The following is a 24,121-nucleotide window of genomic DNA, read 5'->3' as shown; positions in this document are numbered from 1 at the left end:
CACCCGGTGGCTCGTCCAACAAGGGAAGGGCTTCGTGCCCGTTTGGAGAACAGGAGGGCCGTCACCGTGACCCATATGGATCTTGCCGCCTACCGGACCGATCTCAGGCGTTTCGTCCTGAGATTGACCGGCAATGCCGACCTTGCCGACGATATCGTCCAGGACACCCTGGTGCGGGCCTTGACCTCATCCGCCGGATTCTCCGGGCGTGCCAAGCCCCTGACCTGGCTGTCGGCCATCGCGCTCAATGTGCTGCGCGACCATTACCGCCGTCCCGCCACCCGCACCGAGACCGAATTGGACGAAGATGCCCTGACGGCCTTGCCCGGCGAAGGGGAGGACGCCGATATGGTCCTGATGCAAGGTGAGATGGGTGCCTGCATCACCACTCATATCATGGCACTGCCGGAACGTCTGCGCGACGTCCTGATCCTGCATGACATGGCCGAGGCCGACCATGCCGAGGTCGCCCTGGCATTGGGCATCTCCGAGGGCAATGCCCGTGTGCTGCTGCATCGGGCGCGGATCGCGCTGCGGGGGCGGCTGGCCGGGCAATGCCGCCTGGATTTCGGACGAGACGCCATTCCCTGCACGCCCCGCGACGGGGGTGCCCCATGAGCCTCGATCGCCTGGAAATCCCCATGCCTGATATCCTCCCCACCGAGCGACCGGAGAAGACCATGACCCGTCCCGCCGCCGGGCACAGCCCGCTTGCCATTCTCATCTGTGCCTCGGCCATCCTGGCCATCTCGCTGGGTGTGCGTCACTCCTTCGGCCTGTTCCTGCAGCCGGTGACCGAGGCTGGCGGTTGGAGCCGCGAGGCGTTCGGCTTCGCCATCGCGCTCCAGAATCTGGTTTGGGGTCTGTCCCAGCCTTTCGCCGGCCTGCTGGCTGACCGGATCGGCGCCGGGCGGATGATCATCGTGGGCACCGCCCTCTATGTGGTCGGCCTGCTGGTGATGGCGCTGCCCCAGGGCGAGACGGCCTTCATCCTCGGCACCGGATTGCTGGTCGGACTCGGCCTGTCGGGCACCACCTATCCCCTGGTGCTGGGCGCCGTCACCCGCGCCACCAGCCCGGAAAAGCGCAGTCTGGCCCTGGGTCTCGCCATGGGTGGCGCCGCCTTCGGTCAGTTCGTCATGCTGCCCGGCGCCCTGTCCGGTATCGGGGTGCTGGGCTGGTCGGGGGCGCTGGTCGCCATGGCTGTTCTCTCCCTGGTCATGGCGCCGCTGGCGGTGTCGCTGATGGAGAACGGACACGCCCCGTCCCAGGGCGCAGAGATGAGCGCAGGGCAAGCCATCCGGCAGGCCTTGCGCCACCGGGGCTTTCAACTATTGGCGCTGGGCTTCTTCGTCTGTGGCTTCCAGGTGGTGTTCATTGCCACCCATGTGCCCGCCTTCCTGTCCGACAAGGGCTTGACGGCGGGAATCGGTTCCACCGTCCTGGCCCTGATCGGCCTGCTCAACATTCCCGGCACCTATTATGCCGGGCTGTGGGGAACCAAGTGGCGCAAGCCCATGCTGCTGTCCTGGCTCTATCTGGCGCGGGCGGGGATCATCGCCGGCTTCGCCTTCCTGCCGGTCAGCGAGTGGAGCGCCTATGCCTTCGGCGCCGCCATGGGGCTGGTCTGGCTGTCCACCGTGCCGCTGACCAACGGCACCGTCGCCGCCCTGTTCGGGGTGCGCAACATGTCCATGCTGGGTGGCGTGGTCTTCCTCGCCCACCAGTTGGGCGCCTTTCTCGGCGGCTGGCTGGGCGGAGTTCTCTATGACCGCCTGGGCTCCTATGACGGCGCCTGGATGGTGGCTATCGGTCTCAGCCTGCTGGCCGCCCTGCTGAACCTGCCCATCCGGGAAGAGGCGGCCGAGCCTGCCAAAGCGGCGGCGTGAGGATCGTCGGGTTTGGACTGGGCATGGCCGTCCTGGTCCTGGCTTGGTCCGTCTACCGGCTGCCGCAGGCCGATCTGCTGCTGTCGGGCATGGTGTTCTGCCAATAAAAGAGGGGCGGCATCCGAAGATGCCGCCCCTTGAGCTTCCGTCAGAGATCAGCAGCAGCGTGCCGCTTTCGGGGGCTCGCCCCAATTGCCCTGGCCGGCGCCGCCCAGCCGGGCCTCGGCATGGCCGATGGCCTTGGTGCGGATCATGGCGGCCAGCGCAAAGACCTCGTCCAGCTGATCCTGGGCAACACCGAGGGAGCGGGCCGCCGTCAGATGCTTGTCGGTCTCGGCGGTGCAATTGACCGCCAGCGCCGCTCCCAGAGCGATTAACTCGGTCAGGGGATCGGAGGCGGTGCAGCCGCATTCTTTTTTCGCCGGGTCGAGTCCAAGGGCGTGCCGCCGCATTCCGTCGCCGGCGGAGTTCCGCACGCAAACCGCGCCGCCCACCGCCTTGACGATGGAATCGTCGTCTCCCCCCGCTTTGCGGACCTCCACCAGATGATGGGTGACACAGGGGCGGCATCCCGCCGCCACCGAGATGGCGAGCGCCACCAGTTCCTTTTCCAAAGTCGTCATGGTCATGGCTTCCTCCAGCACTAGTCGTGATGTGCATTGGACGGAAGGTGCCGGTGAGATGTTACGCGCTATCGCTCGATATCGTAGCGGCGCATCTTCTCCCACAGGTTCTTGCGCGAGATGCCGAGAAAATCGGCGGCCTTGCCGATGGCGCCGTCGGCGCGGGCCAGGGCGGAGAGGATGGCGGCGCGCTCGGCATCCTCGACCGCTGTCTTCAGATCGACAGTCTCGATCGGCTTTTCCGGTTCGGAATCGATGTGGTGGAGCTCCACCTGCGGTCCATCGGCCAGCGCCACCGCCCGCTCGACCAGACGGCGCAGTTCGCGGCCGTTGCCGGGCAGCTTCTGTATCCGCAAGGAATCCTCGGCGGCGGGCGAGAAGCCGGTGACCCGCTTGCCCGCAACACTGGCCGCCTGGGCCAGGAACAGCCGGGCGATGCGGACGATGTCTTCCGGGCGTTCACGCAAGGGCGGCACCCGGATATGGATGACCGAAAGCCGCCACAGCAGATCGGGGCGGACGGCGCCTTCCTCTTCGGCGCCCCCTTCGGCCCGGCGGGCCGCGATCACCCGCATATTGGGGTGGGGATGGCTGATCAGCTGGATCAGACGCCCCTGCAAGCGCTCGGGCAGTTCCGCCACCTCGTCCAGGAACAGGGTTCCCCCCGCCGCCCGTTCGATGGCGGCGGCGAAATCCACCTCCACCTCGCCATCGTTCTCCCAGGGCGCGCAGTTGAGCTTCACGAACGGTCCCTGGGCGCGGGAGCTGTTGTGGTGGATCAGAGCGGCCAGTTGCCGCTTGCCGGTGCCGCGCTCGCCCGAGATCAGCACCGGCGTGTCCAGGTTGCGGATACGGTGGATGGTGCGTTCCAGACGCAGGATGGCCGGGTCCTGGCCCAGCAGGCCGGAGCCCAGGCGAAAGCGCTCCATGGCCGGGCCATCGGCCAGACGCATATCGGCCAGGGTGGCCAGGGTGCGGCGGACCAGTTGAATGAAGGCGGGCAGGTCGAAGGGCTTTTCCAGGTAGTCCACTGCCCCGGCCTTGACCAGCGCCACCGCGTCGGCCACCGAGCCGAAGGCGGTCATCAGGATGAAGGGAAGGCCGGGCTGGAGCTTGGAGATTTCCAGGAACAGATCACTGCCCTGGCCGTCTGGCAGGCGGATGTCGCAGACCACCAGATCCATGCCGCCGGTTCCCAGCCACCAGCGGGCTTCCTTCAGAGTCGGCGCGCCGATGGCCTCGATCCCCTCCAGTTTGAGCCGATCAACCAGGGACAGCAGCATGATCTCGTCATCCTCGACGACCAGTACCTGCATGCGGTCGCGGTCATTGCTGCGCCGGTCCATGGCCTTCTCCTTCCACGGGAACATGGAGGCTGAATATGCTTCCCTTGCCCGGTTCGCTGGTGACCTCGACGCCTCCGCCCATGGAATTCAGCAGCCGCAGGGTGATCCATAGGCCAAGCCCGGTGCCGCTTTTTTTTGACGAGAAGAACGGATCGAAGATGTGCCGCAGATCCTCTTCGGCGATGCCGATGCCGGTGTCCTCGATCTCCATGCGCAAAAGGCCGCCGTCAAGGCTGGCCGAGAACTTCAGGCAGCCGCCGTCGGGCATGGCCTGGGCGGCATTCTTGAGCAGATTGAGCACGGCCTGTTGTAGGCGGGGCCGGTTGACCTGGACCGGAGCATGGACGCGATTGTCCCAGTCCAGGGTGATGCCGGCGCCCTCAATCTCGGCAATGATCAAATCGCGCAGTTCGTCCAGGCATTCCGGACCGCACAGTTCCGAGGCGTGCTCGGCCCGCTGCTCCACCAGCAGATCCTGGACTATGGCGCGGATGCGATGCAGTCCTTTCTCGATGGGCGGCAGATAGCGCGTCACCAGATCGGGCTGTTCCGGGTGGTCCTTGATGGTGGACAGGCAGTTGAGGATGCCGGCCAGGGGATTGTTGACCTCGTGGGCGACACCGGCGGCGATGCGGCCGAGGGCGGCGGACTTCTCGCTTTGCGCCAGTTCCCGTTCCAGCCGCTGCTTTTCCGCCACCTCGGCGGCCATCTGGTTGAAGGACTCGCCCAGTTGGGCGATCTCGTCACCGCCCTTGATGCTCACTGGGGCGTGGTCTCCCTGACCCAGCAAGGCCATGGCATCGGCCAGCCGCCGCAACGGACGGACCGCGCCCAGCGACAGCCTGATGCCGACGAGACTGCCCAGCGCGGCAAGGCCCAGGGCGAGGGCGAGAACCACCAGGGCCGCTTCCCGTGTCGCCTCCGTCAATTGCCGGGTGGACAGGCGAACCCGGACCACCCCCACATATTTGCCGCCAGCGAAGACCGGGGCGACTCCTTCGACGAATTTTCCGTCCTCGTCCTCATGCACCATGGGCGCATGGGCGCCAAGGGCGGCGGCCAGCAGCTTCGCCTCGCTGTCGCCATGGACGACCAGCGGCAGCCCGATGGGGTTCTCGCCCGGCTGAAGATGGGCGGCGACCTTGCCTTCGCGGTCCAGCACCATGGCGGTGACGACTTCCGTCTCGCCACCGCCGCCCTCGAAGGTGACCTGCCGCAGGATGCGATATACCGACCAACTGTCGTCGCGCAGCATGGGTTCGGCGGCGCTGGCCGCGACCCAGCGGGCCAGCAGCCGCGCATTGTCCGACAGGGCTTCGCGGAGTTCGATGCGGTCCTTGCCGACCACGCCAGCGCCGATCACGGCGGCGACGCCCACCACCACCAGACAGACGATGACCGGCAGCTTGATGGACAGACTCCAGGCCATTGGCCGGAAGATGGTCATCGTAACGGACGCGCCGTCGGCAAGGCCCGCACCTTGTCGTAGCTGGAGGCAGGCAGGGCCACGAAGCCATCCAGCATCATCTCGCCCAGCAACCGCCGTCCCTCGGCATCGGCGGCCATGCTGAGGATGGCGTCGGCAAAGCGCCTGCGCAGATCGGGATCGATGCCGCGCCGCGCCACCATGGGGGGAAAGCTGAACTCCTCCGAGCGCTGGATGATCTTGGTCCGCTCGGCGAGGCGGGGGCGCTGGGCCGCCAGATACTCCCAGACATAGGAATCCACGGCGGCCCCGTCCGCCACCTTGTCGGCCACCGCCTCGATTGCCTGACCATGATCCCAGGTGAAGAAGATGGTTCGGAAGAAGCGCTCGGGGTTGTGCCCCGAATCGCGCAGCATGGCGCGGGGCACGATGTAGCCGGTGTTGGAATCCGGGTCGGTATAGGCGAAGGACTTGCCTTCCAACTGCATCAGGTCTGTGGTTGGGCTGTCACGCGGCACGATGATGTAGGACTGGTAGAGCGGCTTGCCGCGAAAGACCGGTGTGGCCACCAGATCCACCAGTCCCGCGTCCAGCGCCTGGACAAAGGAGTAGCTGCAGACCCAGGAGAAATCCAACTCGCCGGTCCGCAGCATCTCGATGATGTCGCGATAACTGCGCCGCTGGACGAATTCCACCGGGCGGCCGAGTTTGCGCCCCAGATAGGCGGCCCAGCGATCATAGAAGGGAAGCTCGTCCCGGACGGCAGCCGCGGTCAGCGCGATACGGACCGGCCCCTCGGCGGCCTGGGCCGGCAGCGGCATGGACAGGGCCAAAACCAGCAGCACAACACCGCCGAGCCATCCTCGAACGGTGAACCAAGATGCCGACCAGCTTCCTTTGAACATCTGCATGGCAGGCACTCTAACACTGCCCCCGCGAGAGAGGTAGAGCATCGGATTGGGCCGAAACTCTGTAAATGTTTGGCATGTTACCGAATGGTAACGGCAGGCGCTTTGGAGATGAGTTCAGAAATCAATTAAATAACTTTGCGCTATATGGCATGGAATGCGTTACCGCGCGGTAACAACTCACTGTAATCAATAAGTTTTTCTTTGTCGATACCGCTCATTTCCATTGCGGCCTCCAATAATTCAGTCCCAGAATGCCCACACATTTAATGAGGCGATTCCCAACCAAAAGGGTAGGAAATGTCGTTGGTCGCCACAGAGTTCGTTCATTTGGATGGTGCCGCCTGCGAGCCCTTCCGCCGCCGTGGCGGCTGTGTGGCTTGCGCCGAGGGCTGTCCGGTGGCGGCGATCGAGGCCATGGGCGACGTTCCCACGGTTTCCGAAACTTGCGTCGGCTGTGGTTCCTGTGCCGTGGCCTGTCCGGTGGGAGCCATCGAAGCCAAAGGCTTCGGCGAAGCCGCCGACCCGTCGCCCCGCCACGGACGGGTGGTGGTGGAATGCGCGCGGGTGCCGCCCAACAGCATCGAAGCGGGCACCATTCGGGTTCCCTGTCTCAGCGGTCTGACGGTTTCCCATCTTCTGGCCTTGCGCCTTGCCGCCGGTGAAGCTTCGGTCGTCCTCATGGATCGGGGCTGGTGCGGCGAATGCTCCGTCGGCAAGGGCGAGGCGATTCCGGCGGCGCGGGCCCTGGTTCAAACCCGCGACATCATGCTGGCGATCGGCCTGGCCGAGGCGCTGGTTCCCCGCTTGCGGCGCACCCCCCTGAAACCCGCGCTGCGAGACGACAGTGCGGCGCGTGGTGGCGTCTCCCGCCGTGGGTTGTTCCGTCGATTGGGAGCCGTGGGCTCCGGCACTCCGAGCCGAACTCCGGTGCCGGTCACACCCGTGGAAGCGGCTCCGGTCGTGCGGAACCACCTGCGGCAGGTGGCGTTGCTGCGCCGCCTGTCGGAAATGCATGGCGGGCTGTCGCCCGACCGGCTGGTGCCGTCCCTCGGTGTTTCAGAGGCTTGCAACAATAGCGGGGCCTGCGCCGCCCATTGCCCGACCCAGGCCTTGCAGTCGTGGGTGGGCGAGGCTGCCGAGGGCCTGTCCTTCGATCCCCGTTCCTGCATCGACTGCGGCCTGTGCGTCTCGGCCTGCCCCGGGTCGGCGCTGTCCTTCGATCGCTCGGCGGGCCGGGCCATCCGAGCCGAGCGCACCATTCTTACCGCCCATTCCATCGGCCTGTGCCGCCAATGCGGCGCCCAGATGTCCGACATCGACGCCGACGGCCTTTGCCCGCGCTGCCGCAACGGCATCGGCATGTTGCGCAACCTGTTTTCGTTTCAAGCCAGTGACCTAAAAGAGAGGGAGTGCCATGAGCACACTTGATTCCACACGGCGAGAGTTTCTCAAAGCCACCACCGTCGCCGGCGCCGCCGCTACCGCCGCCGTCGGTGTCGGAGCGACCGGGCTGATGTCCAAGCCGGACGAAGCCCATGCCGCCGCCGCCATCGACACCAAGATCGTGAAGAGCACCTGTCACCAGTGCCCGGCCCGCTGCGGCATCGATGTGCGCGTCGAGGATGGCAAGGTGACCGGCATCACCGGCACGCTGGACCACCCCATCTCCAACGGCAAGCTGTGCCCCAAGGGGCCGCTTGGGGTCTACATGCTCTACGATCCCGACCGCCACACCGGGCCCATGAAGCGGACCAATCCGGCCAAGGGCCGTGACGTCGATCCCAAATTTGTCCCGATCACCTGGGACGAAGCGCTGGACACCTTGGGCAAACGCCTCAACACCCTACGCGAGAAGGGCGAGGCCCACCGGTTCAGCATCACCTTGGGCCGTGGCTGGGGTAATTCCGATGATGGCCAGTTGGGGCCGTTCTCCGCCATGTACGGCTCACCTAATGTGGGCCTTGGCCACTCCTCCTTATGCTCGGACGCCAGCAAGAAGGCCAAGTCGGCTCTGGACGGCAATTACGCCTATAATTCCTACGACTACCGCAACGCCAATTACCTGCTGTTCTTCGGCGCCGCCTTCCTCGAAGCCTACCGGCCGCTGAACAACAATCTCCAGACCTGGGGCCATATCCGCACCAAGGCGCCCAAGACCAAGGTCACGGTGGTCGATATCCGCCTGACCACCACCGGCGCCGCCGCCGATCACCTGCTGATGATCAAGCCCGGCACCGATGGTGCCCTGGCGCTGGCCATTGCCCATGTGCTGCTCACCGAGGGGCTGTGGGACAAGAAGTTCGTCGGCGACTTCGTCGACGGCAAGAATCTGTTCAAGACCGGCGAGACGCTGGATCCGGCCAGCTTCAAGGACAAGTGGACCAAGGATCTGATCGCCTGGTGGAATGCCGAGCTCAAGGACCGCACGCCGGCCTGGGCGGCGGAGATCACCACTATCCCAGAAAAGCTGATCCTCGCCACGGCCCGGGAATTCGGCACCACCAAGCCGGCCATGGCCGTCTTCGAGCGTGGTGCCACCACCTGCACCAACGCCACCTATAATGGTCTGGCCATCCACAGTCTGAATGCCCTGGTCGGCGCCTTCTACGCCAAGGGCGGCTTGGGCAACCAGATGAGCGTGCCGTTCGGTAAGCTGCCGGTGAAGCCCGAAGACTTCATGGACGACATCGCCAAGGCGGCGGCGGCGAAGAAGATGCCGCGCATCGACCGGGTCAAGACCGCCTATCTGCCCATGGCCAGCAACCAGTGGCAGGAGGTCGCAAAAAACCATCTGGCGGGTAATCCCTACAAGATGGACACCATGGTCTTCTGGCTGACCAATCCCATCTTCAGCGGCCCGGAATGCAAGGTCTGGGAAGAGGCGTTGAAGGACATCTTCGTGGTCGATACCTCGCCCTTCCCGAGTGAGACCTCGGTGTTCGCCGACCTGATCCTGCCGGATCATACCTATCTGGAACGGTGGAACGATTGCCCGACCTACCCCTTCCAGGGCTGGCCAATGGTCAATATCCGTCAGCCGGCGGTCAAGCCGATCCACAACACCATGGCCTTCACCGACGTCCTCATCGAACTGGGCAAGCGCATCAACGGCCCCATGAGCGACTACTATAAGGCCATCGGCAATACCGAGAACATCCTGCGCGCCCTGGCCAAGGGGTTCGAGACCAGCCCCGGCGACAACGGCGTCAACAGCTTCGAAAGCTGGGTCGAAAAGGGCGTCTGGTACAAGAAGCCCTATGTCTACCGCCAGATCGACGGCGAGTTCTATCAGTGGGATGGCGAGGACTATCGCAAGCCGATGACGCCCGAGGACGTTAAGGCCAAGCTGCTGAAGACCGATTCCGGCAAGTTCGAGTTCAAGTCCTCGTATCTCGAACACTACGCCGACTTCATCCAGCAACGTGTCGGCGTTGCCGCCGACCGGGTGGGCTTCCCGCAGTGGGTGGCGCCCAAATATACCGGCAAGGGCGATCTGTTCTTCGTGACGCCCAAGACCCCCATGCATGCCGAGGGGCGCAGCGCCAACATCCCCAACGCGGTGTCCATCTACCAGCCCAATGTGGGCGGCCGTGGCCAGATGTACCTGGAGATCAATCCCAAGACCGCCCAGGCGCGCGGCATCAAGGACGGCGATCGGGTCAAGATCAGCTCGGATATCGGCTCGATCACCGCCCAGGCCCGCTACTTCCCCGGTGCCCGTCCCGACACAGTGGTGCTGCCCTTCGGCTTCGGCCATTGGGCCCACGGCCGGTGGGCCAAGAGCCGCAACAGCGGCAATGTCAGCGAGATCATTCCCAATGTTTCCGACCCCATCTCTGGCCTCACCAGCAATTACGGCGTGCTGGTGACGGTCGAGAAGGCGTGATGGACGGGATCTGAGAAGGAGAATTAGTCATGTCACGATGGGGAATGGTCATCGACCTGGAAAAGTGCACCGGCTGCCAAGCCTGCACCACCGCCTGTCAGGTGGAAAATAACCGGCTGCCCGGTGAGAACTGGCAGGACGTCCTGTTCTACGCCGAGGGTGAATATCCCTCGGGCAAGTTCAGCTGGCTGCCGCGTCCCTGCATGCACTGCGAGAACCCGTCCTGCCGCGAGGTCTGCCCGACCGGGGCGACCTTCAAGGACAAGGACGGCTTTGTCCTGGTGGATTGGGAGAAATGCATCGGCTGCAAATACTGCATGGTCGCCTGCCCCTACGGCGTGCGCTTCTATGCCGAGGAAAAGCAGCCGGTTCAGCCCGACATCCGTTCGGTGTTCCCAGGCGACGGCGACAAGATGTGGAACCCGCCGTGGCAGATGCCCGAGGCGCGGCGCGATCCCAAGCACGGCGTCGGCATCCAGCCCACCAACGTGGTCTCCAAATGCACCTTCTGCTATCACCGGGTTTCCAAGGCTCCGGCGGGAACCGTGGATCTCGATCCCAGCAATCCGGCTTTGCGCGATTTCGTCCCGGCCTGCGTCGTCACCTGCGCGCCCTCGGCCCGCTATTTCGGCGACCTCGACACGCCCACCAGCGAGGTTCGCCGTCTCATCGCCGAGAAGCGGGGTACCCGCCTGAAGGAGGAAACCGGCAACCGGCCCCAGGTCTACTACCTGGCCGGTGAGCAATCCTCCATCCCTGAAACCCGCTCCACGCGCATCAAATCGTAAGGGAGGCCCGTCATGACAACCCGTCCTAACTCTCAGGGGCTGCTCGGCCTCATCGATTTCGGCAAGAAGCCCGATGGCGTCACCATCCTCATGATGCTGGGGGGCGCCATCCTCGCCGGTGTCGGGCTTGCTTATGTGCTCCTCCAACTGGTCTTGAACGGCCATTCCGCCTTCAACACGTCCTCCAACGTGGCCTGGGGGGCGCCCATCGCCTTCTACCTGTTCTTCCTGCTGACCTCGTCGGGCCTGTCGGTGATCGCCTCGCTCGATACCGTATTCGGCCTGAAGGTGTTCTATCCCGTCGCCAAGCGGTGTATGTGGCTGTCCATCACCACCTTGGTGGCCGGCTTCTCCATCCTGGCGCTGGAAATCGGTCATCCCTTCCGCATGATTTGGGCGATCCCCATGGGGATGCAGTTCCATTCCCCCATGTGGTGGATGGGCGTGTTCTACTCCATCGACCTCGTCTTGCTCTGCGTGAAGTTCTACCTGATGCATACCGGCGAGTGGCACACCAAGCGGGCGCATTACGTGTCCATCGCCTCGTTCACCATCTGCATCCTGGCTCCCGGAACCCTGGGTCTGGTGTTCGGCATGATGGCCATGCGTCCGGCCTGGTACAGCCCGGTGATGCCCATGTATTTCATCCTCACCGGCTTCGCCACCGCCACCGCCTTCATCCTGTTCATCACCAGCCTGTATGAGCATGAGGACAAGCAGGCTGAGGTGAAGCGGCTCTACACTTCCGTTCTACCCCGGCTGTTCTTCGTCTCCCTGCTGGCCGTCATCGCCATGCGCTTCGGCCAGATCATCACCGGGCTGTGGAGCAATTACGAAGGGATGGAGGCTCACTGGCATGCGCTCCGCTCTCCGCTGTTCCATGTGGAGATTTGGTTGGGTTTCGTTCTTCCCGCCCTTCTGATGGCCTCGGAATCCCGGCGGCAATATCGCCCCTTCCAGGCCCTGGCGGCGCTGCTGTTCGGCGTGGGCATCTTCTTCGCCCGCCTGGAACTGCTGATCGTCGGCCAGGTGGTGCCCTTGTTCAAAGGGTCGTTCGGCGGCTATGCCGAGTACTGGCCGTCGGCCACCGAATGGATGCTGGTTCCGGCTGGGTTCGGCATCTTCTATGTCCTCTACGGGGCCGGTAATTGGTTGCTGCGCCTCTCCGAAACCTCCGAGCAGTAGGAGAGCGCCATGATCACCAAAGCGACTTTTGCCGCACTCCTCCTGGCGATTCTGGCGATGACGGCTCCCGTCACCGCCGGGGCCGCCGATCCCAAGCCGGCCCTGCCGGCGGAAGCCGGGACCGACGTGGGCAATTGGGGCACCATGCCCTACAGCCCCGCCGAGCAGGCGCTGACCAACCCCGAGAACAAGAAGGCCATGCGCGAACTCGAGGATCGCCAGATCAAGGAGGTCCGCGTCCTCGAGGACAAGCAGGACGAGGAGCGCATGGCCCTGAAGCGCAAGCAGGCCAATGAACGCGAGGCGCTGAAGCGGAGCTTCAAATAAACATCGACCCACCACACTCAGGCCCGGCCGGAAACGACCGGGCCTTCCTCTTTCTGGAAGATGATAGTCCCGAATGATTGATCGCTTCGGCCGCAAGATAACCTATCTCCGCCTCTCGGTGACGGATCGCTGCGATCTCAGATGCGTCTATTGCATGGCCGAGGACGTCACTTTCAAGCCAAGGGCCGAGTTGCTGACCTTGGAGGAACTTGGCCGTCTGTGCGAGGCGTTTGTCCGCAAAGGCGTGCGCAAGATCAGGCTCACCGGAGGGGAGCCGCTGGTCCGGCGCAACATCATGAGCCTGATCGACCGGCTGGGGGCCCTGGTGGCGGATGGCCGTCTCGACGAGGTGACGCTGACCACCAACGGCACTCAACTCGCCAAACATGCCGATGGACTGGCGACGGCGGGTGTGCGGCGCATCAATGTTTCCCTCGATACCCTTGATCCGACTCGCTTCACCTCCCTCACGCGGCATGGTCGTTTGGAACAGGTAATGGAGGGAATTTTCGCCGCAAAGGCGGCGGGGCTCGCCGTTCGGATCAACACAGTGACCTTGCCGGGGATCAACGACCACGAGTTTGATGATCTTGTCGCCTGGTGCGGTCTCCATGGCTTCGATCTCTGCCTGATCGAGCGCATGCCCATGGCGGGGGATTCCACCTCTCGGCATCTGGCGCTATCGCAAGTGCGGTCCGATCTGGAGCGGAGATGGACGCTGGTGGATTGCGATTGGCAGACCGCCGGTCCGGCCCGCTATGCCACCATCGCCGAGACCCAGTGCCGAATCGGCTTCATCACCCCCATGAGCGCGTGTTTCTGTGACGGTTGCGACCGCATCCGAGTGACCTGCACGGGGGCGCTCTATACCTGCCTCGGGCAGGAAGATGCGATTGACCTCGGCACTCCCTTGCGCGCCAGCGAGTCGGATCACCATCTCGAGAGAATCATCGACTCGGCCATTTCAGCTAAGCCGGAGCGGCACGGTTTTGTTGGCGACGTCCAAATCAACCGCCTTGCTCGTGGCATGAACATAACTGGCGGATGATCAATATCGCCTTGGCCATAGCGCGCGTGGTTATTGGAAATGTTAACTTTGCGATAAGGCCGCCATGTGGAACGTAAGAAATAAGGATTTAATATGCACCTAACTCGCCCTGTATTTCTGACGCTGGCGGTCCTGATGCTCTCGGGACAGTCAATTGCCGCCGAATTCACGCTGTCTGGATCGACCACGGTCCAAAGTCGTATCCTCGAGCCTCTTGCCGCCGACATCAAGCAGGCGACCGGCCTCGATATCAAGGTCGAGGGTGTGGGCAGCGGTAACGGGGTAAAGCGTCTGGTGGCGGGGGAAGTTCCGGCGGCGATCATTTCCAGCCCATTGGAAGGCATCCTCAAGGCCCAGGGACTGCCGGAAGACGGCACCTACCAGATCCATGTCCTCGCCGAGGACGAAATCTCGCCCATCGTCAATGCCAAGAACCCGATCGAGGAACTGGATTGGGACCAGCTCCGCGACCTCTATGCCGGAGTGATCAAGAACTGGAAGGACATTGGCGGCCCTGATCGCAAGGTCCAGGTGGTGACCAGTCACTCCGAATCCGCCACCCGCGAGGTGGTCTGGGAGCAGGTCATGGGCAAGAAGGTGGATTACGCCCGCTCGGCCAAGATCGTCTACGCCACCAAGAAGGAAATGGTGATGGTGGCGGAAAATGCCGGGGCCATCGGTGCGGTATCGGCCGGGTTCGTCCAGGCCTATTTCGACGAGGCCAAGCGCGATGGTGATCCCATCGAGATCAAGGTTATTCGCTCCAAGAAGATCGCCCGGCCGCTGGCGATCGTGACCAAGGGCGATCCCGGTCCGGACACGGCCAAGCTGATCGCGTTCCTGCGCACCGACGCCGCCCGCAAGAAGTTCAAGTGAGGAAAGCCGCCATGACGACCTCCGCCCTCATGCCCCGCATCGGCATCCAACGCAGCCTGGTCCTGATCGGCGCCGTCGCCGTCGCCGCCCTGGCCCTGGTGATCGCCACCGGCTCTTTCAGCCTCAGTTCCGGCACTGCCGCCGCCGCTCGCGCCGACCAGCGTCAGGCGGCAACCATTGTGGCCAAGGAGGTTGAACTGGGCCTGTCCAACCTGTCCGTCTTGGTCAGCCGCCGCCTGAACTACGAGATATTTCCCGCCCGCTTCAAGGCACTGAGCGATGCCCGATTGGCCGAAGTGCGCGAACGGACTGGCCGTATCGAGGGGGCATCCTCCGAGGCTAAGACCGCCTTGATCGCAGCCCTCGACGAGATGTCGACTGTGGTGAAGAAGGTGCAGGAAAACCCGTCGGTGGATGACGAGCAGAAGTTCGCGGCGGCGGCGACCAAGGCCGAGCAGCAACTGGCGGCTATGCGGGCCGTTCTCGCCAACGACTACCGCGATGCCTTGGCCGCCAAGGATGAGGGGCTGGCGGCAGCGGCCAGCCGTCCGGTCGTCTTCGGCCTGCTGATCGTCGTGGTGGTGGTCGGCTTGGTCATGACCCTGTCGCGGGGCATCATCGGTCCGCTGGATCGTCTTCGCGACGCCATGATCCGGTTGGCCGAGGGCAATCTGAACATCCAGATCGATGGCGTCGAGCGCAAGGACGAGATCGGCGCCATGGCCCATGCCGTCGAGGTGTTCCGCGAGAACGCCAGCCGGGTGGCCGAGCTCAAACAGCAACAGGAAGAGCTTCGCAAGGCCAATGAGGCCGAGCGCCACAATACCATGCTGGCTCTTTCGCAAGAGTTCGAGGGCCACATGGGGGCTCTCTCACAGCATGTGAACACCGCCTCCAACACCATTCACGCCAGCGCCCGCATCATGTCGTTCACCGCCGGGTCCACATCCGATGATGCCGCCGCGGCGGGGCAGGCGGCGGAACAAGCGTCCTCGAACGTGGAGACGGTGGCCGCCGCCGCAGAGGAACTGTCCGCCTCCATCCACGAGATCGCCAGCCATGTCTCCCGCGCCGCTCAGGTCGCTGGCACGGCTGTGGGCAAGGCGGAAGACACCACCCAAATCGTCGAAAGCCTGCTGACCTCGGCCCAGAAGATCGGCGAGGTGGTCAGCTTGATCAACGACATCGCCAGCCAGACCAACCTGCTGGCCTTGAACGCCACCATCGAGGCGGCGCGGGCCGGCGATGCCGGTAAGGGCTTCGCCGTGGTGGCCAGCGAGGTCAAGAACCTCGCCAACCAGACCGGCCGCGCCACCGAGGAAATCGGCCAACAGATCGCAGAGGTGCAAAGCGCCACCCATCAGGCCGTGGCCGCCATCAAGGAAATCCTGGGCACCATCAATGAGATCAGCCAGGCCTCGACCGTGATTGCCTCGGCCGTCGAGGAACAGCAGGCCGCCACCGGCGAGATCGCCCGCAGCATCGAGCAGGCCTCCGCCGGCACCCGCGAGGTCGTCGGACATATCGCCAGCGTCAGCGACAAGGCCGGCCAGTCCAGCAGGGTCGCCAACGACATGCTGGAAAAAGCCGGCGGCCTGATCGAAGAAGCCAGCCATCTCGACGGCGAGGTGAAGGACTTTATCAAGAGGCTGCGGGCGGGGTGACGCGAACATAGGAGCCGAATATGTTTGTGTCGGCCCCACCGCTCGGGCCCACAAACGCAAAAGGCGGCCGACCGGGGGATTGCTCCCACGGTCGGCCGTATCACCGGTCCGGTAAAATTCTCACGCCGTCATTGGCCTTCCTTCCCCAGCGCCTCGATCTCCTCCAGGCGCCCATTGCAGATGGCCAGGGCAGAGCGGTCGAGGGTCCAGATCTCGGCCACGTCCTTGTAGGTGACGATGGCCGGAATCGGGGCCGGGTCAACGCGGGCGGTCAGGGCCGCCGGGGGCTTGAGGCGGATCACCTTGGGCTCCGGCACCATCACCGGCGGCGGGGTTCCGCAGGCGGTCAACAGCGGCAGCAAGAGCGCCGCGTACAGGCTGGTCGTCCTCGGGCAGGGCATGGGCGATCTCCTCTCTGATGATTCGGGTGGTGGTGGCCCGCACCGCCGTTTCCTTGGTCTGGCGGGAGGCGATAGCGGCAAGGTCGGCGGCGTGGTTGGCCAGAAGATCGGCCAGGGCCTTGTCCTTGGCAGCACCGGCCGCGACCAGGGTGGCGGCATTGGCGGTGAGCCGGTCATTGTCGGCCTTGAGGCCGGCACGCTCAGCCCACAGCCAGGCGAAGGTGGCGGTAATGACGGCGACCACCAGCGCCGCCGCCGCAATCCGCCAGGGGAGCGGAATCAGGAAATCCATCATCGCCGCGCCTCCATCTGCGCCCGCCAGTGCTCGATGCGGGTGACGTAACCCAGGGTCTCGCCGGCATGCTGGCCGGTGACCTGGGACAGGCATGGCGAGATGTCCGACCACAGCGCGGCGCCGCCACAGGCCCGCTGCGCCTTCAGGATATGACCGGTGCCGGCGTTGTAGCTGGCCAGGGCCAGACGATGGGCTTCCATCGGGGACCGGTTGCGGCTCCATTGCCGGCGCAGATCGGCGTCGTAGACGGCACCGGCCTCGATGGCGAGCTTGGCGTCATGGGGGCTGGCGGCCGGCGGGAACTCCAGCCGCCGCGACAGATCGCCCCAGGTGCCCGGCATGATCTGGGCGATGCCCCTGGCGCCGACCTGGGACACCGCCGCCGGATCGAGATGGCTCTCCTGGAACAACTGCGCCTTCCACAGTAGCCAGTCGGGCAGATCGCCCCACCACCGCTTGACGGCGGTGCGGATCGGCTGGTCGTAGCGGTCAGTGAAGGACGGAGCCGACCACGAAGGCGACGCCCAGAACAAAAGCAGAGCTAAGAATGGCAGCACCGGTCGCATCATTGTCCCCTTTGTCGAAGATGTCGGCGATCTCGATGCCGACCAGTTTGAACACCCACCGCACTCCCAGCCCGAAGGAGGTAAAGCCGATGAAGACGTAGCCGAGGTTCATGGCGGCGGCCTTGTGGGCAAAGCCATCGGCCAGCAGCGCCACCGCCAGGCACAGCAGGGCGATGGCGATGAACGGCAGGTGATGCAGAAATTCTCGAATCCTGGTCATGGGGATGGTCCTTGGCTGTTGTGGGGAAACGGGATCAGTTGATGTGGACCCGCGCGTCCTCAGCGACGGCGGTGATCTCCACCTGTTCGGCGCGGGGACGGATGGCGAGAATGCGGGCGGTCTGCGCCCATGCCTGGCCGGGGCCGAAGGAGAAGTAGGTCCGCTCCTCCGAGCCGCCGGTATATGGCGTGACGGTCAGCGGCTCGGTGAGACGCACCATGGTGGGCGCATCGGCCATCGGCTCGACCCGGAACGGCCCCGCCAGACTGCCGTCGCGGCGGCGCAGCGCCAGATAATGGCTGACGCCCTCGGTCCAGGTCAGCGGCTCGGACAGCATCAGAACCGCCCCAGTCCAGGGCGGCTTCGTGGATTCGGCCCGCCAATCGATCACCTCGCCGCCTTGCCCCCAGCGGGGCATGTCGTGGGTGATGGCGACCAGATCGCCGTAGGTGGGGATCATGCCCTCCAGCTCGGTGCGGAAGGTGACCATGCGGCGGCGGTAGCGGTTGTTGGCGGCGATGTAGAGACCTTCCCGCTGGGCATGGTCCTTGGCGGTGCAGCCGAACAGGTTGACCTTGGCCGGATTGTCGCCCTGGCTGTCGGGCAGCTTCGCCGTGGTCTCGTCGGGCTTCCAGGTGCGGGACGAGAAATACTCCACCGTCACCGCGTCGGCGGTATCGTCGCCGGGCATGACGTATTTGATCTTGAACGAGCCCTTGACGATGTTGCGTGGCCCGAACATGGCCACCGGCATGGTCTGGGGTGCATCACGGATAATGCGGACGATACCGCCCTGCTGGATGGGCACGGCGCGGCCGCAGCGGGCGATGCGGGTCAGGGCCTCCCACACCGTCATGCTGGTGTCGAACACCGCGTCGAAGGAATCGCCGCGGGCAGCCCAAACGGCATCCAGGGTGGCCAGCGTCTTGAGGTCGATCCTGGAATCAGCCAGCTTCGCCCCATACTCGGCCTTGCAGGCATCGGCGAAGGCCCAGGCGATGGAGCGGGTCGGCTGCGGGGCCGACCAACCGCCCGCCGCTGACCACACAGGCAGCTTGCGGGTGGCGATGACGTTGATCATGCGGCTGGAGCGCTGCGACAAATTGTCGGTGGCCCGCATCTTGACCGCCAGCAGGGTGACGGCGCCGAAATCGGGTTGGCCGGTTAAATAGGCACGCAGAGCGCCCCAGCGGATTTCATGGCCAGCGCGTTCGGCGGTGTCCTTGGTGTCTAGACGCTTGAGGCGGACTTCGTAACGGCCCGGACTGACCGAATAGCGGAAGGACAGACGGATGGTGCTGTTGGTGGCGGCGGTATGCGACGGCTGCGCCAGAACCGCCCAGCCGCCAATGGCTCCACCCTCGGCATCGATGGCCCGCGCCTCCACCTGCCACTGGACGGTGCGGCTATCCAGACTGCCGCCGTCATTGGCGTAATAGAGGCCACGGGGCATCACCACGTCGATGCCCAACGCCCCGGCTGTGGTGTCGACCGGATTGGCGGTGAACGGGCCGATATATCCATCGTCGCCCGATTGCACCAGATTGGGAGCCACCAGTTCCTGGCCGGCCACCTCGGCGGCGGTGACCACGTCCGGCTCGAACAAGGTGACACGGCTGCCGGGAGGAACGGTTTCGGTCAGGACCTCCTCGAAGGAGGAAATCGGGGTGTCCTCAATGCGGATCTGCTCGACCGCATACTCGCCCTGGCCGATGACATGAAGCTGGTAGAGGTACTGCTCGCCGCCGACGTAATCCTGGTAGGGCTCGGAGGCGAGGTCGGGATAGATCAGGTGGCGGCCATAGATCACCGGGATCGGCTGGCCCAATCGGCCCTGGTTGCCCTGAGCCTGGATTGAATAGGTCGGGCTGGGGGCTGGCGCACTGCCGCTGCCGCCCCAGTTGAGCGACGGCATGGAGGGCTTGGGGGCCGGGATCACCGTATTGATCAGCATCGAGCCGGCCAGGGCGATGCCCGCTGTGGCCATGGCGGCGGCACTTCCGGCGGCGGTATAGCCCATGGCCACCGCCGCCATGGGGCCCAGATAGATGGCGGCCACCATCACGGCGATGGTGAGCACGATCCGCATGGGGTTCTTGCCGCCCCCACCACCGCCCCCGCCGCCCTGGGGCCAGCGAATGACGGTGACGACCTCGCCGTCGCCGATGGCCCGGACGGCATAGATGCCGACCGGCACCGCCATGCCGCCGATCAGGATTTCCGGCCCGTCGGACCAGCAATCCTCGGCGATGCCGCAACCCTGCAACAGGCCGCCCAGCGTGATCCCGGATTCCACCGCATGCACCGAGCGGCTGGTCACCGGCTCGAAGGGATTGGTGACGATAACGATGGAGGCGGTCATGGCGAAAACCGGTAGAAACCTTCGATGGCCCAGCCGTTGAGCGCGAGCGCGTCCGAACGCTGGAACACCACCCCAGCGCCCTCGGCGCAATGCAGGACGCCGCCGCCATCCACATCGAGCCAGACGCCCACATGGATGGGATGGCGAGACCGGCGCAACAGCACGCAATCGCCCTCCGCTGGCGGGTCAACCTTGGCCCAGCGCCGACGCTCGGGGTGGTCGCGAAAGGTCCGCCCCATGACCAGCATGTCTTCTGGATTGCCGATCTCGGGCAGCAGGCGGCCGAAATGTTCGGCCTGCACCATGCGGACGAATTCCCAGCAATTGAACGAGTCCGGCCCGCTGCCATGGACGGACCACGGCAGGCCGATCAAGGCGATTGCCCAGTGCATGATGACCTCGAAAGGAATGGAGGTTTGGAGGCGAGCCTCCGAGCGGGTGCGGGCGGCAGCCCGCTACGTCATCACCGCGCCAGACCGGGAAAGCGCCGGGCGGTGTAGGTGATGGATGGGAAGGACTTGTTCCCCGCATCCAGCATGCGGGCGCGCCCCGTGACCCTCATGGTGTCGGCTTCGACCTCGGTCAGGGTCATGGTGATGGGCGGGTCCATATGGGGGCCGTTGAGATCGGTAGAGAGATAGGGCCGCCAGGTGATCTCGATCACCTGCTGGCTGATGGCGGCTCCCTCAAGGGCATCGGTGATGTCGCTGCCGACATTGTCTAGGGTGACGGTGATTTCCGGCACCGGGGCGGTATCCACCGGCGGCGGCGAGAACTCGAAAGCCAGCGCGGCGAAGGTCACCCGTTTGCCGCCATCGCGGGGCGCCCCGGTCTCCAGCCGGGCGGTGAGGTCGGCGTGGTCGCGGACCACCCGGATCGGCTCGTCAAAGGTTGGATGCCAGATCTCCAACGTATCGAGAATCACCGTTCCGGCCGGGGCCGATGCAAACGCCTCCTTCAGCGCCTGCGACAACGCCGGATCAGGCATGGTTGTCCTTGCCGGGAGCGCACATGGGCGACGGGAACGGGCAGAAAGTCCTGGCCGCCAGCAGCTTGCGCATCTCGTGGACGATCTCGGACAGGCCCTCTACCGCCGAGCGCAGGGCCTCGGTCTGGCGGGCCTGTTCCTCGACCACATGGGCGAAGGCCTCGACGGGGACACCAGACGCATCCGGCGCCCCCTGCTTCCGCGACCATGCCCAGGCGATGATGGCGATGATGATCACCGTGGCAGCGATGGCGGCGATCTGGACCATGGGGGCGGCCTGACCCCAGGCGCCGACATACTGGGTGGCGACGCCCGCCCAGATTTCCGGGGATTGTTCGGTCATGGCATTGAATTCCGGGTCAGGGGAAAGGGGCTACCAGGAAAAGGCCAGGATCTCTTCCTGGGAGGTGAGCTTGGCGATTGCGGCTTCTGCCTCGTTGCTCGCCCGCCGAATGATCTCGCGCTCGGCATAGACCTCCTGGAGGGTCTTGGTGCCGTTCAGGGCATCCCGCTCACGGGCGCGTTCAACCTTCCAGTCGAGAGTGGCAATCCGCTGCGCCGCTTCGGTTTTGACCCGGCGAACCAGGGCGGTTCTGGCCGCCTGGAGTTCCTCGGCCTGCCGCTCGGCGACACGCTCGGCATCGAGCCCGCGGACCTCGTCGTCGGTAACGCCGTCATAGCGGTCGACAACCTCGCCGTCGACGAGATGGAAGCGGTGACCCAGGGTCGAGTCCACGGGCAGATCGTGGTCGCCCTCGGGTCCGATGACGCCCCAGTCATTGCCATGGGGGAAGCTGATTTTGCCGGCCATGATCAGATGCCTCCGATGATCGGAACGATGTAGGGGTAGTTGGTCGAGTGATAGGCGCTGTCGAAGATGTAGACGTTGAAGCCCGGCACCTTGGAGCTCATGTCGCCCTTGTCGGCGACGGCCTGGAACACGGTGCGGGTGTCGATGTGCGACATGTAGATGCCGTAGCCGCTGTCGGAATTCGGGCTGTAGGAGACCATGAAGTCGCTGTCGCGAATGGGCGCGAACGACCGCCCATAGCTGGAATCCTGGTATTGCAGGAAGGCGTACTTCCCGTCCGACACCCGGATCAGGAACACCTCGGCCCCGGCCCCATAGTAGTAATAGGGCTGGTAGCAGATGACGTATTTGCCGTCGTTGGAGATCTGGAAGCGGATGCCGTTGCGGTCGGCGGATTCCATGCCGTAGGTCGTGGTCGTGCTCAGGGTGTGGGTGGCTTCCTTGGTGTAGCCCCCAGTTCCGTTCGGCGTGAACCGGTCCAGCATGCAGTAATTGCTGGGCTCCATCCGCACGATAATAATCTTGCCGTCGTCGCAGGGAATGACGATGCCGCGATAGAGGCTCTCGGCATACCCGGCCGAATTGGCCGTCCAGTCGTAGAAGATGTGCTTGGTCTCATCGAGATTGTTGAACCAGGCGCGGCGGTTGCTGGCGGAAATGTCGAACGGAGGGACGTTGGAATAGACGTGCAGCCGCATGGAGGTGCCGCCGTTCTTGTTCTCATTGATGACCAGCGTTCCAGTTTTCTCGTTGTAGCCGATCATCCCGTACTTGTTGTAGGTCCCGAAATTGTTCTGGGCGTAGAACTTGGTATTGGTCCAGGCCAGATGCCAACCCTCGGTGCCGGTCAGGCGGCCGGGGGCGATGGCGCGCGGCGCCACGCCCGCGTACTGGTTCTCCATGAACAGGGCGAGGTTCTTGTTGGTCTTGTTGTTGACCCAGACCCCGACATTCCGGAGCGCCGTGCCGGCATAGGGGCTGGGGCGGCCGATCATCGAGCCGTCGGGGCCGATGCCAAGGGCGATATGGCCGAGATGCCCGCACCGCGCCGTGCCGTCACCGTAGGAGGTGTCGGTTGACGAGATGTTCGAGTTGGTCTGGCCGTAGGAATACCAGTTGTTGAAGAACTCGGTTCCCAAGCTGCTGGTGCTGCCCTGCATGTAGCCGCTGTCATTGTAATGCTGGCGGCAAAGCTCCTGGAGATAGTGGTTGTAGACCACCGTGCCCCAGGGCGCCGAGCTGCTCATGGTGACCACGGCGAAGGCCGGGCGCTTCCAGGGATCGAGCAGATCGCTGTCAATACGGCGCTGGTACTGCTTCAGCGCATTGAACGTCAGGATATCCATCCTCAAACCTCCGTGATGGCGGCGATCTGGCCGTCGGGCGTATAGGTGAAGCTGTAGGCGCGGGTGTAGGTGATGCCGCCGAGGGTCAGCTTCTCGGCATAGCCCGCCATGGTGCCGTCATCGTTGTAGGTGATGCCGTTGATCAGACGCGGCCCCTGGCGGATCGAAACCGCCCTTCCGGCAACGTCGTAGACGATGTCGCCCGCGACGATGCCCCCCGTAAACAGGGCGGCGTTGGCGGCACTGACCGAATACCCGGCATTGGTTCCGAGGTAATTGGCGAGATTGACCTGGAACTCGGCCATCTGATTGTTGATGCGGGTTTCGATCCCGTTGGAGAAGGTCTCGATCTTGGCAAGGGCGGCGTTGAGACCGGCGATCACCGTGCCGTTGATGAAGCTGGTGGCCGTGCCCAGCCAGAGCGTGTTGATGTGATCCTTCAGCGCCTGGGCAATGGCATTGAGCCGGGCCGGGATTTCGCGGGCCTTGGAATTGCTGAAGATGCCGACATTGTCGGAGAACGCCACGAAGGGAGCAGCGTTGGGGATCGGGGGGATGGTCAGGGGCATGGGATCAGGTCTCCGCGTAGAAGGTTTCGAGGACGCAATCGCCGAAGGATTCCAGGCTGCGCTCGCCGACCATCACGGCCCCGGTGACATCCATGTTCCGTTCGTCGCGATTGAGCAGCATCCACCGCTCCTCCCCGCCATGGGGGATGTCGCCCAGCCGGGAGGCCCGGGTGAGCATGAGGATGTCCTCGCCACTGAGGCCGGGGGCGTAGAGTCCGGCGGCTTTGGCGGCCACCTTGCGCAGCAGGGCGTCGTAGGAATCGGTGTCCTGGACGGTCTCGATCAGCTCGATGGCCTTCACCATCAGCGCGAAATCGTCCATCCGCAGGTTGGGATCGTCGAGCTTGGCCGAGATGGTGGCGAAGGCGTTGTCCTGGGCGGATTTGAGCGTCAGGTAATGGGCAAGGGTGGTCATGGGCCTTCCCTTCAAAACAACTCGATGCCGAGCGTCCGGTAGTCCGAGCCTCTGCGGGCGGAAACGATCAGGGTTTGCAGATCAAGCCCGGTTGCCTCGGCGACAATGGTTGCCGCCGCTTCGGCGGCGACGGCGAATCTCTCGGCCTGTCCGGCCCAGAAAGCGCCATCGGTTTCGGC

The 24,121-nt window shown here is 64.5% G+C and carries 26 protein-coding genes; 10 read left to right on the top strand and 16 right to left on the bottom strand.

Features of this window, described 5'->3' with window-relative positions:
• Positions 1–75 precede the first annotated feature (75 nt).
• Positions 76–618: an RNA polymerase sigma factor gene (locus CCC_RS01950; protein ID WP_009869441.1), complete on the top strand. Its 543-nt coding sequence runs from the start codon at positions 76–78 to the stop codon at positions 616–618.
• Positions 615–1,889: an MFS transporter gene (locus CCC_RS01945; protein WP_009869442.1), complete on the top strand. Its 1,275-nt coding sequence runs from the start codon at positions 615–617 to the stop codon at positions 1,887–1,889. Before CCC_RS01950 ends, CCC_RS01945 begins: the two co-directional genes overlap by 4 nt.
• A 155-nt stretch (positions 1,890–2,044) precedes the next feature.
• Here CCC_RS01945 and CCC_RS01940 read toward each other — a convergent pair whose 3' ends face one another.
• From CCC_RS01940 to CCC_RS01925, 4 genes are all read right to left on the bottom strand, one after another.
• Entirely contained in the window at positions 2,045–2,518 is a 474-nt protein-coding gene (locus tag CCC_RS01940; protein ID WP_041039513.1) for a carboxymuconolactone decarboxylase family protein, read from the bottom strand.
• Between the two features lie 62 nt (positions 2,519–2,580).
• On the bottom strand, positions 2,581–3,858 hold the full coding sequence (locus CCC_RS01935) for a sigma-54-dependent transcriptional regulator (RefSeq protein WP_052472884.1): 1,278 nt from the start codon (positions 3,856–3,858) through the stop codon (positions 2,581–2,583).
• Positions 3,839–5,305 (bottom strand): sensor histidine kinase, encoded by a 1,467-nt coding sequence (locus CCC_RS01930; RefSeq protein WP_009868505.1) that lies wholly within the window; start codon positions 5,303–5,305, stop codon positions 3,839–3,841. Before CCC_RS01930 ends, CCC_RS01935 begins: the two co-directional genes overlap by 20 nt.
• On the bottom strand, positions 5,302–6,195 hold the full coding sequence (locus CCC_RS01925) for a substrate-binding domain-containing protein (RefSeq protein ID WP_160295499.1): 894 nt from the start codon (positions 6,193–6,195) through the stop codon (positions 5,302–5,304). The genes CCC_RS01930 and CCC_RS01925 overlap by 4 nt, the downstream gene beginning before the upstream one ends.
• 297 nt (positions 6,196–6,492) lie before the next feature.
• Here CCC_RS01925 and CCC_RS01920 point away from each other — a divergent pair, with 297 nt between their 5' ends.
• From CCC_RS01920 to CCC_RS01885, 8 genes are all read left to right on the top strand, one after another.
• Positions 6,493–7,623 carry a 4Fe-4S dicluster domain-containing protein gene (locus CCC_RS01920; protein ID WP_009868503.1) on the top strand — a complete coding sequence of 377 codons (1,131 nt, stop codon included), beginning with the start codon at positions 6,493–6,495 and terminating at the stop codon, positions 7,621–7,623.
• Positions 7,610–10,081 carry a molybdopterin-dependent oxidoreductase gene (locus tag CCC_RS01915; protein ID WP_041039509.1) on the top strand — a complete coding sequence of 824 codons (2,472 nt, stop codon included), beginning with the start codon at positions 7,610–7,612 and terminating at the stop codon, positions 10,079–10,081. The genes CCC_RS01920 and CCC_RS01915 overlap by 14 nt, the downstream gene beginning before the upstream one ends.
• A gap of 29 nt (positions 10,082–10,110) precedes the next feature.
• The gene (locus CCC_RS01910) at positions 10,111–10,869 is read left to right on the top strand and encodes a 4Fe-4S dicluster domain-containing protein (RefSeq protein WP_201773277.1); all 759 of its coding nucleotides are present in this window, start codon (positions 10,111–10,113) and stop codon (positions 10,867–10,869) included.
• Positions 10,870–10,881: 12 nt separating this feature from the next.
• Complete coding sequence (gene nrfD / locus CCC_RS01905; protein ID WP_009868500.1) at positions 10,882–12,054, top strand: NrfD/PsrC family molybdoenzyme membrane anchor subunit; 1,173 nt, start codon at positions 10,882–10,884, stop codon at positions 12,052–12,054.
• 9 nt (positions 12,055–12,063) lie between these two features.
• Positions 12,064–12,381 (top strand): hypothetical protein, encoded by a 318-nt coding sequence (locus tag CCC_RS01900; protein WP_009868499.1) that lies wholly within the window; start codon positions 12,064–12,066, stop codon positions 12,379–12,381.
• Between the two features lie 73 nt (positions 12,382–12,454).
• The gene (moaA, locus tag CCC_RS01895) at positions 12,455–13,429 is read left to right on the top strand and encodes a GTP 3',8-cyclase MoaA (RefSeq protein ID WP_009868498.1); all 975 of its coding nucleotides are present in this window, start codon (positions 12,455–12,457) and stop codon (positions 13,427–13,429) included.
• A 135-nt stretch (positions 13,430–13,564) separates the two neighbouring features.
• Entirely contained in the window at positions 13,565–14,305 is a 741-nt protein-coding gene (locus CCC_RS01890; protein WP_160295498.1) for a substrate-binding domain-containing protein, read from the top strand.
• Positions 14,306–14,316: 11 nt separating this feature from the next.
• Positions 14,317–15,969, top strand: a complete 1,653-nt coding sequence (locus CCC_RS01885) for a methyl-accepting chemotaxis protein (protein ID WP_052472883.1) — start codon at positions 14,317–14,319, stop codon at positions 15,967–15,969.
• Positions 15,970–16,097: 128 nt separating this feature from the next.
• On the opposite strand, the gene lysC is transcribed toward CCC_RS01885, so the two are convergent.
• From lysC to CCC_RS01830, 12 genes are all read right to left on the bottom strand, one after another.
• A complete protein-coding gene (gene lysC / locus CCC_RS22360; RefSeq protein WP_160295497.1) occupies positions 16,098–16,271 on the bottom strand; it encodes an Rz1-like lysis system protein LysC in 174 nt (57 codons plus the stop codon).
• Entirely contained in the window at positions 16,228–16,665 is a 438-nt protein-coding gene (locus CCC_RS01880) for a hypothetical protein (protein WP_041039505.1), read from the bottom strand. Before CCC_RS01880 ends, lysC begins: the two co-directional genes overlap by 44 nt.
• Entirely contained in the window at positions 16,662–17,222 is a 561-nt protein-coding gene (locus tag CCC_RS21610; RefSeq protein WP_201773276.1) for a transglycosylase SLT domain-containing protein, read from the bottom strand. The genes CCC_RS01880 and CCC_RS21610 overlap by 4 nt, the downstream gene beginning before the upstream one ends.
• Positions 17,155–17,451: a hypothetical protein gene (locus CCC_RS01870; protein ID WP_009867130.1), complete on the bottom strand. Its 297-nt coding sequence runs from the start codon at positions 17,449–17,451 to the stop codon at positions 17,155–17,157. Before CCC_RS01870 ends, CCC_RS21610 begins: the two co-directional genes overlap by 68 nt.
• A 34-nt stretch (positions 17,452–17,485) precedes the next feature.
• A complete protein-coding gene (locus CCC_RS01865; RefSeq protein ID WP_041039502.1) occupies positions 17,486–19,813 on the bottom strand; it encodes a host specificity factor TipJ family phage tail protein in 2,328 nt (775 codons plus the stop codon).
• Positions 19,810–20,205: an NlpC/P60 family protein gene (locus tag CCC_RS01860; protein WP_041039500.1), complete on the bottom strand. Its 396-nt coding sequence runs from the start codon at positions 20,203–20,205 to the stop codon at positions 19,810–19,812. The genes CCC_RS01865 and CCC_RS01860 overlap by 4 nt, the downstream gene beginning before the upstream one ends.
• Positions 20,206–20,276: 71 nt before the next feature.
• Complete coding sequence (locus CCC_RS01855; protein ID WP_041039498.1) at positions 20,277–20,801, bottom strand: DUF1833 family protein; 525 nt, start codon at positions 20,799–20,801, stop codon at positions 20,277–20,279.
• On the bottom strand, positions 20,794–21,144 hold the full coding sequence (locus CCC_RS01850) for a hypothetical protein (protein WP_009867519.1): 351 nt from the start codon (positions 21,142–21,144) through the stop codon (positions 20,794–20,796). The genes CCC_RS01855 and CCC_RS01850 overlap by 8 nt, the downstream gene beginning before the upstream one ends.
• A gap of 30 nt (positions 21,145–21,174) precedes the next feature.
• Entirely contained in the window at positions 21,175–21,612 is a 438-nt protein-coding gene (locus tag CCC_RS01845) for a hypothetical protein (RefSeq protein ID WP_009867520.1), read from the bottom strand.
• Positions 21,613–21,614: 2 nt separating this feature from the next.
• A complete protein-coding gene (locus tag CCC_RS01840; RefSeq protein ID WP_009867521.1) occupies positions 21,615–22,958 on the bottom strand; it encodes a hypothetical protein in 1,344 nt (447 codons plus the stop codon).
• Positions 22,959–22,960: 2 nt separating this feature from the next.
• Positions 22,961–23,527, bottom strand: coding sequence for a hypothetical protein (locus tag CCC_RS01835; RefSeq protein WP_009867522.1), 567 nt, complete (start codon positions 23,525–23,527; stop codon positions 22,961–22,963).
• Positions 23,528–23,531: 4 nt separating this feature from the next.
• Positions 23,532–23,942 (bottom strand): hypothetical protein, encoded by a 411-nt coding sequence (locus CCC_RS01830; protein WP_009867523.1) that lies wholly within the window; start codon positions 23,940–23,942, stop codon positions 23,532–23,534.
• Positions 23,943–24,121: the final 179 nt, after the last annotated feature.

This window comes from Paramagnetospirillum magnetotacticum MS-1 (assembly GCF_000829825.1).
Classification (GTDB): Bacteria; Pseudomonadota; Alphaproteobacteria; order Rhodospirillales; family Magnetospirillaceae; genus Phaeospirillum; species Phaeospirillum magnetotacticum.
This window is presented reverse-complemented; position numbering and strand designations above follow the sequence as displayed.

Excerpts from the sequence above, each read along its gene's own strand:
- CCC_RS01880 (WP_041039505.1), bottom strand. The coding sequence starts at position 16,665 with ATGATGGATTTCCTGATTCCGCTCCCCTGGCGGATTGCGGCGGCGGCG.
- CCC_RS01890 (WP_160295498.1), top strand. The coding sequence starts at position 13,565 with ATGCTCTCGGGACAGTCAATTGCCGCCGAATTCACGCTGTCTGGATCG.
- CCC_RS01860 (WP_041039500.1), bottom strand. The coding sequence starts at position 20,205 with ATGCACTGGGCAATCGCCTTGATCGGCCTGCCGTGGTCCGTCCATGGC.
- CCC_RS01945 (WP_009869442.1), top strand. The coding sequence starts at position 615 with ATGAGCCTCGATCGCCTGGAAATCCCCATGCCTGATATCCTCCCCACC.
- CCC_RS01870 (WP_009867130.1), bottom strand. The coding sequence starts at position 17,451 with ATGACCAGGATTCGAGAATTTCTGCATCACCTGCCGTTCATCGCCATC.
- moaA (WP_009868498.1), top strand. The coding sequence starts at position 12,455 with ATGATTGATCGCTTCGGCCGCAAGATAACCTATCTCCGCCTCTCGGTG.
- CCC_RS01935 (WP_052472884.1), bottom strand. The coding sequence starts at position 3,858 with ATGGACCGGCGCAGCAATGACCGCGACCGCATGCAGGTACTGGTCGTC.
- CCC_RS01930 (WP_009868505.1), bottom strand. The coding sequence starts at position 5,305 with ATGACCATCTTCCGGCCAATGGCCTGGAGTCTGTCCATCAAGCTGCCG.
- CCC_RS01835 (WP_009867522.1), bottom strand. The coding sequence starts at position 23,527 with ATGCCCCTGACCATCCCCCCGATCCCCAACGCTGCTCCCTTCGTGGCG.
- CCC_RS01940 (WP_041039513.1), bottom strand. The coding sequence starts at position 2,518 with ATGACCATGACGACTTTGGAAAAGGAACTGGTGGCGCTCGCCATCTCG.
- CCC_RS01910 (WP_201773277.1), top strand. The coding sequence starts at position 10,111 with ATGTCACGATGGGGAATGGTCATCGACCTGGAAAAGTGCACCGGCTGC.
- CCC_RS01885 (WP_052472883.1), top strand. The coding sequence starts at position 14,317 with ATGACGACCTCCGCCCTCATGCCCCGCATCGGCATCCAACGCAGCCTG.
- CCC_RS01850 (WP_009867519.1), bottom strand. The coding sequence starts at position 21,144 with ATGACCGAACAATCCCCGGAAATCTGGGCGGGCGTCGCCACCCAGTAT.
- CCC_RS01830 (WP_009867523.1), bottom strand. The coding sequence starts at position 23,942 with ATGACCACCCTTGCCCATTACCTGACGCTCAAATCCGCCCAGGACAAC.
- CCC_RS01840 (WP_009867521.1), bottom strand. The coding sequence starts at position 22,958 with ATGGATATCCTGACGTTCAATGCGCTGAAGCAGTACCAGCGCCGTATT.
- CCC_RS01865 (WP_041039502.1), bottom strand. The coding sequence starts at position 19,813 with ATGACCGCCTCCATCGTTATCGTCACCAATCCCTTCGAGCCGGTGACC.
- CCC_RS01920 (WP_009868503.1), top strand. The coding sequence starts at position 6,493 with ATGTCGTTGGTCGCCACAGAGTTCGTTCATTTGGATGGTGCCGCCTGC.
- CCC_RS01925 (WP_160295499.1), bottom strand. The coding sequence starts at position 6,195 with ATGCAGATGTTCAAAGGAAGCTGGTCGGCATCTTGGTTCACCGTTCGA.
- CCC_RS01900 (WP_009868499.1), top strand. The coding sequence starts at position 12,064 with ATGATCACCAAAGCGACTTTTGCCGCACTCCTCCTGGCGATTCTGGCG.
- CCC_RS01950 (WP_009869441.1), top strand. The coding sequence starts at position 76 with ATGGATCTTGCCGCCTACCGGACCGATCTCAGGCGTTTCGTCCTGAGA.
- CCC_RS01915 (WP_041039509.1), top strand. The coding sequence starts at position 7,610 with ATGAGCACACTTGATTCCACACGGCGAGAGTTTCTCAAAGCCACCACC.
- CCC_RS01855 (WP_041039498.1), bottom strand. The coding sequence starts at position 20,801 with ATGCCTGATCCGGCGTTGTCGCAGGCGCTGAAGGAGGCGTTTGCATCG.
- CCC_RS01845 (WP_009867520.1), bottom strand. The coding sequence starts at position 21,612 with ATGGCCGGCAAAATCAGCTTCCCCCATGGCAATGACTGGGGCGTCATC.
- nrfD (WP_009868500.1), top strand. The coding sequence starts at position 10,882 with ATGACAACCCGTCCTAACTCTCAGGGGCTGCTCGGCCTCATCGATTTC.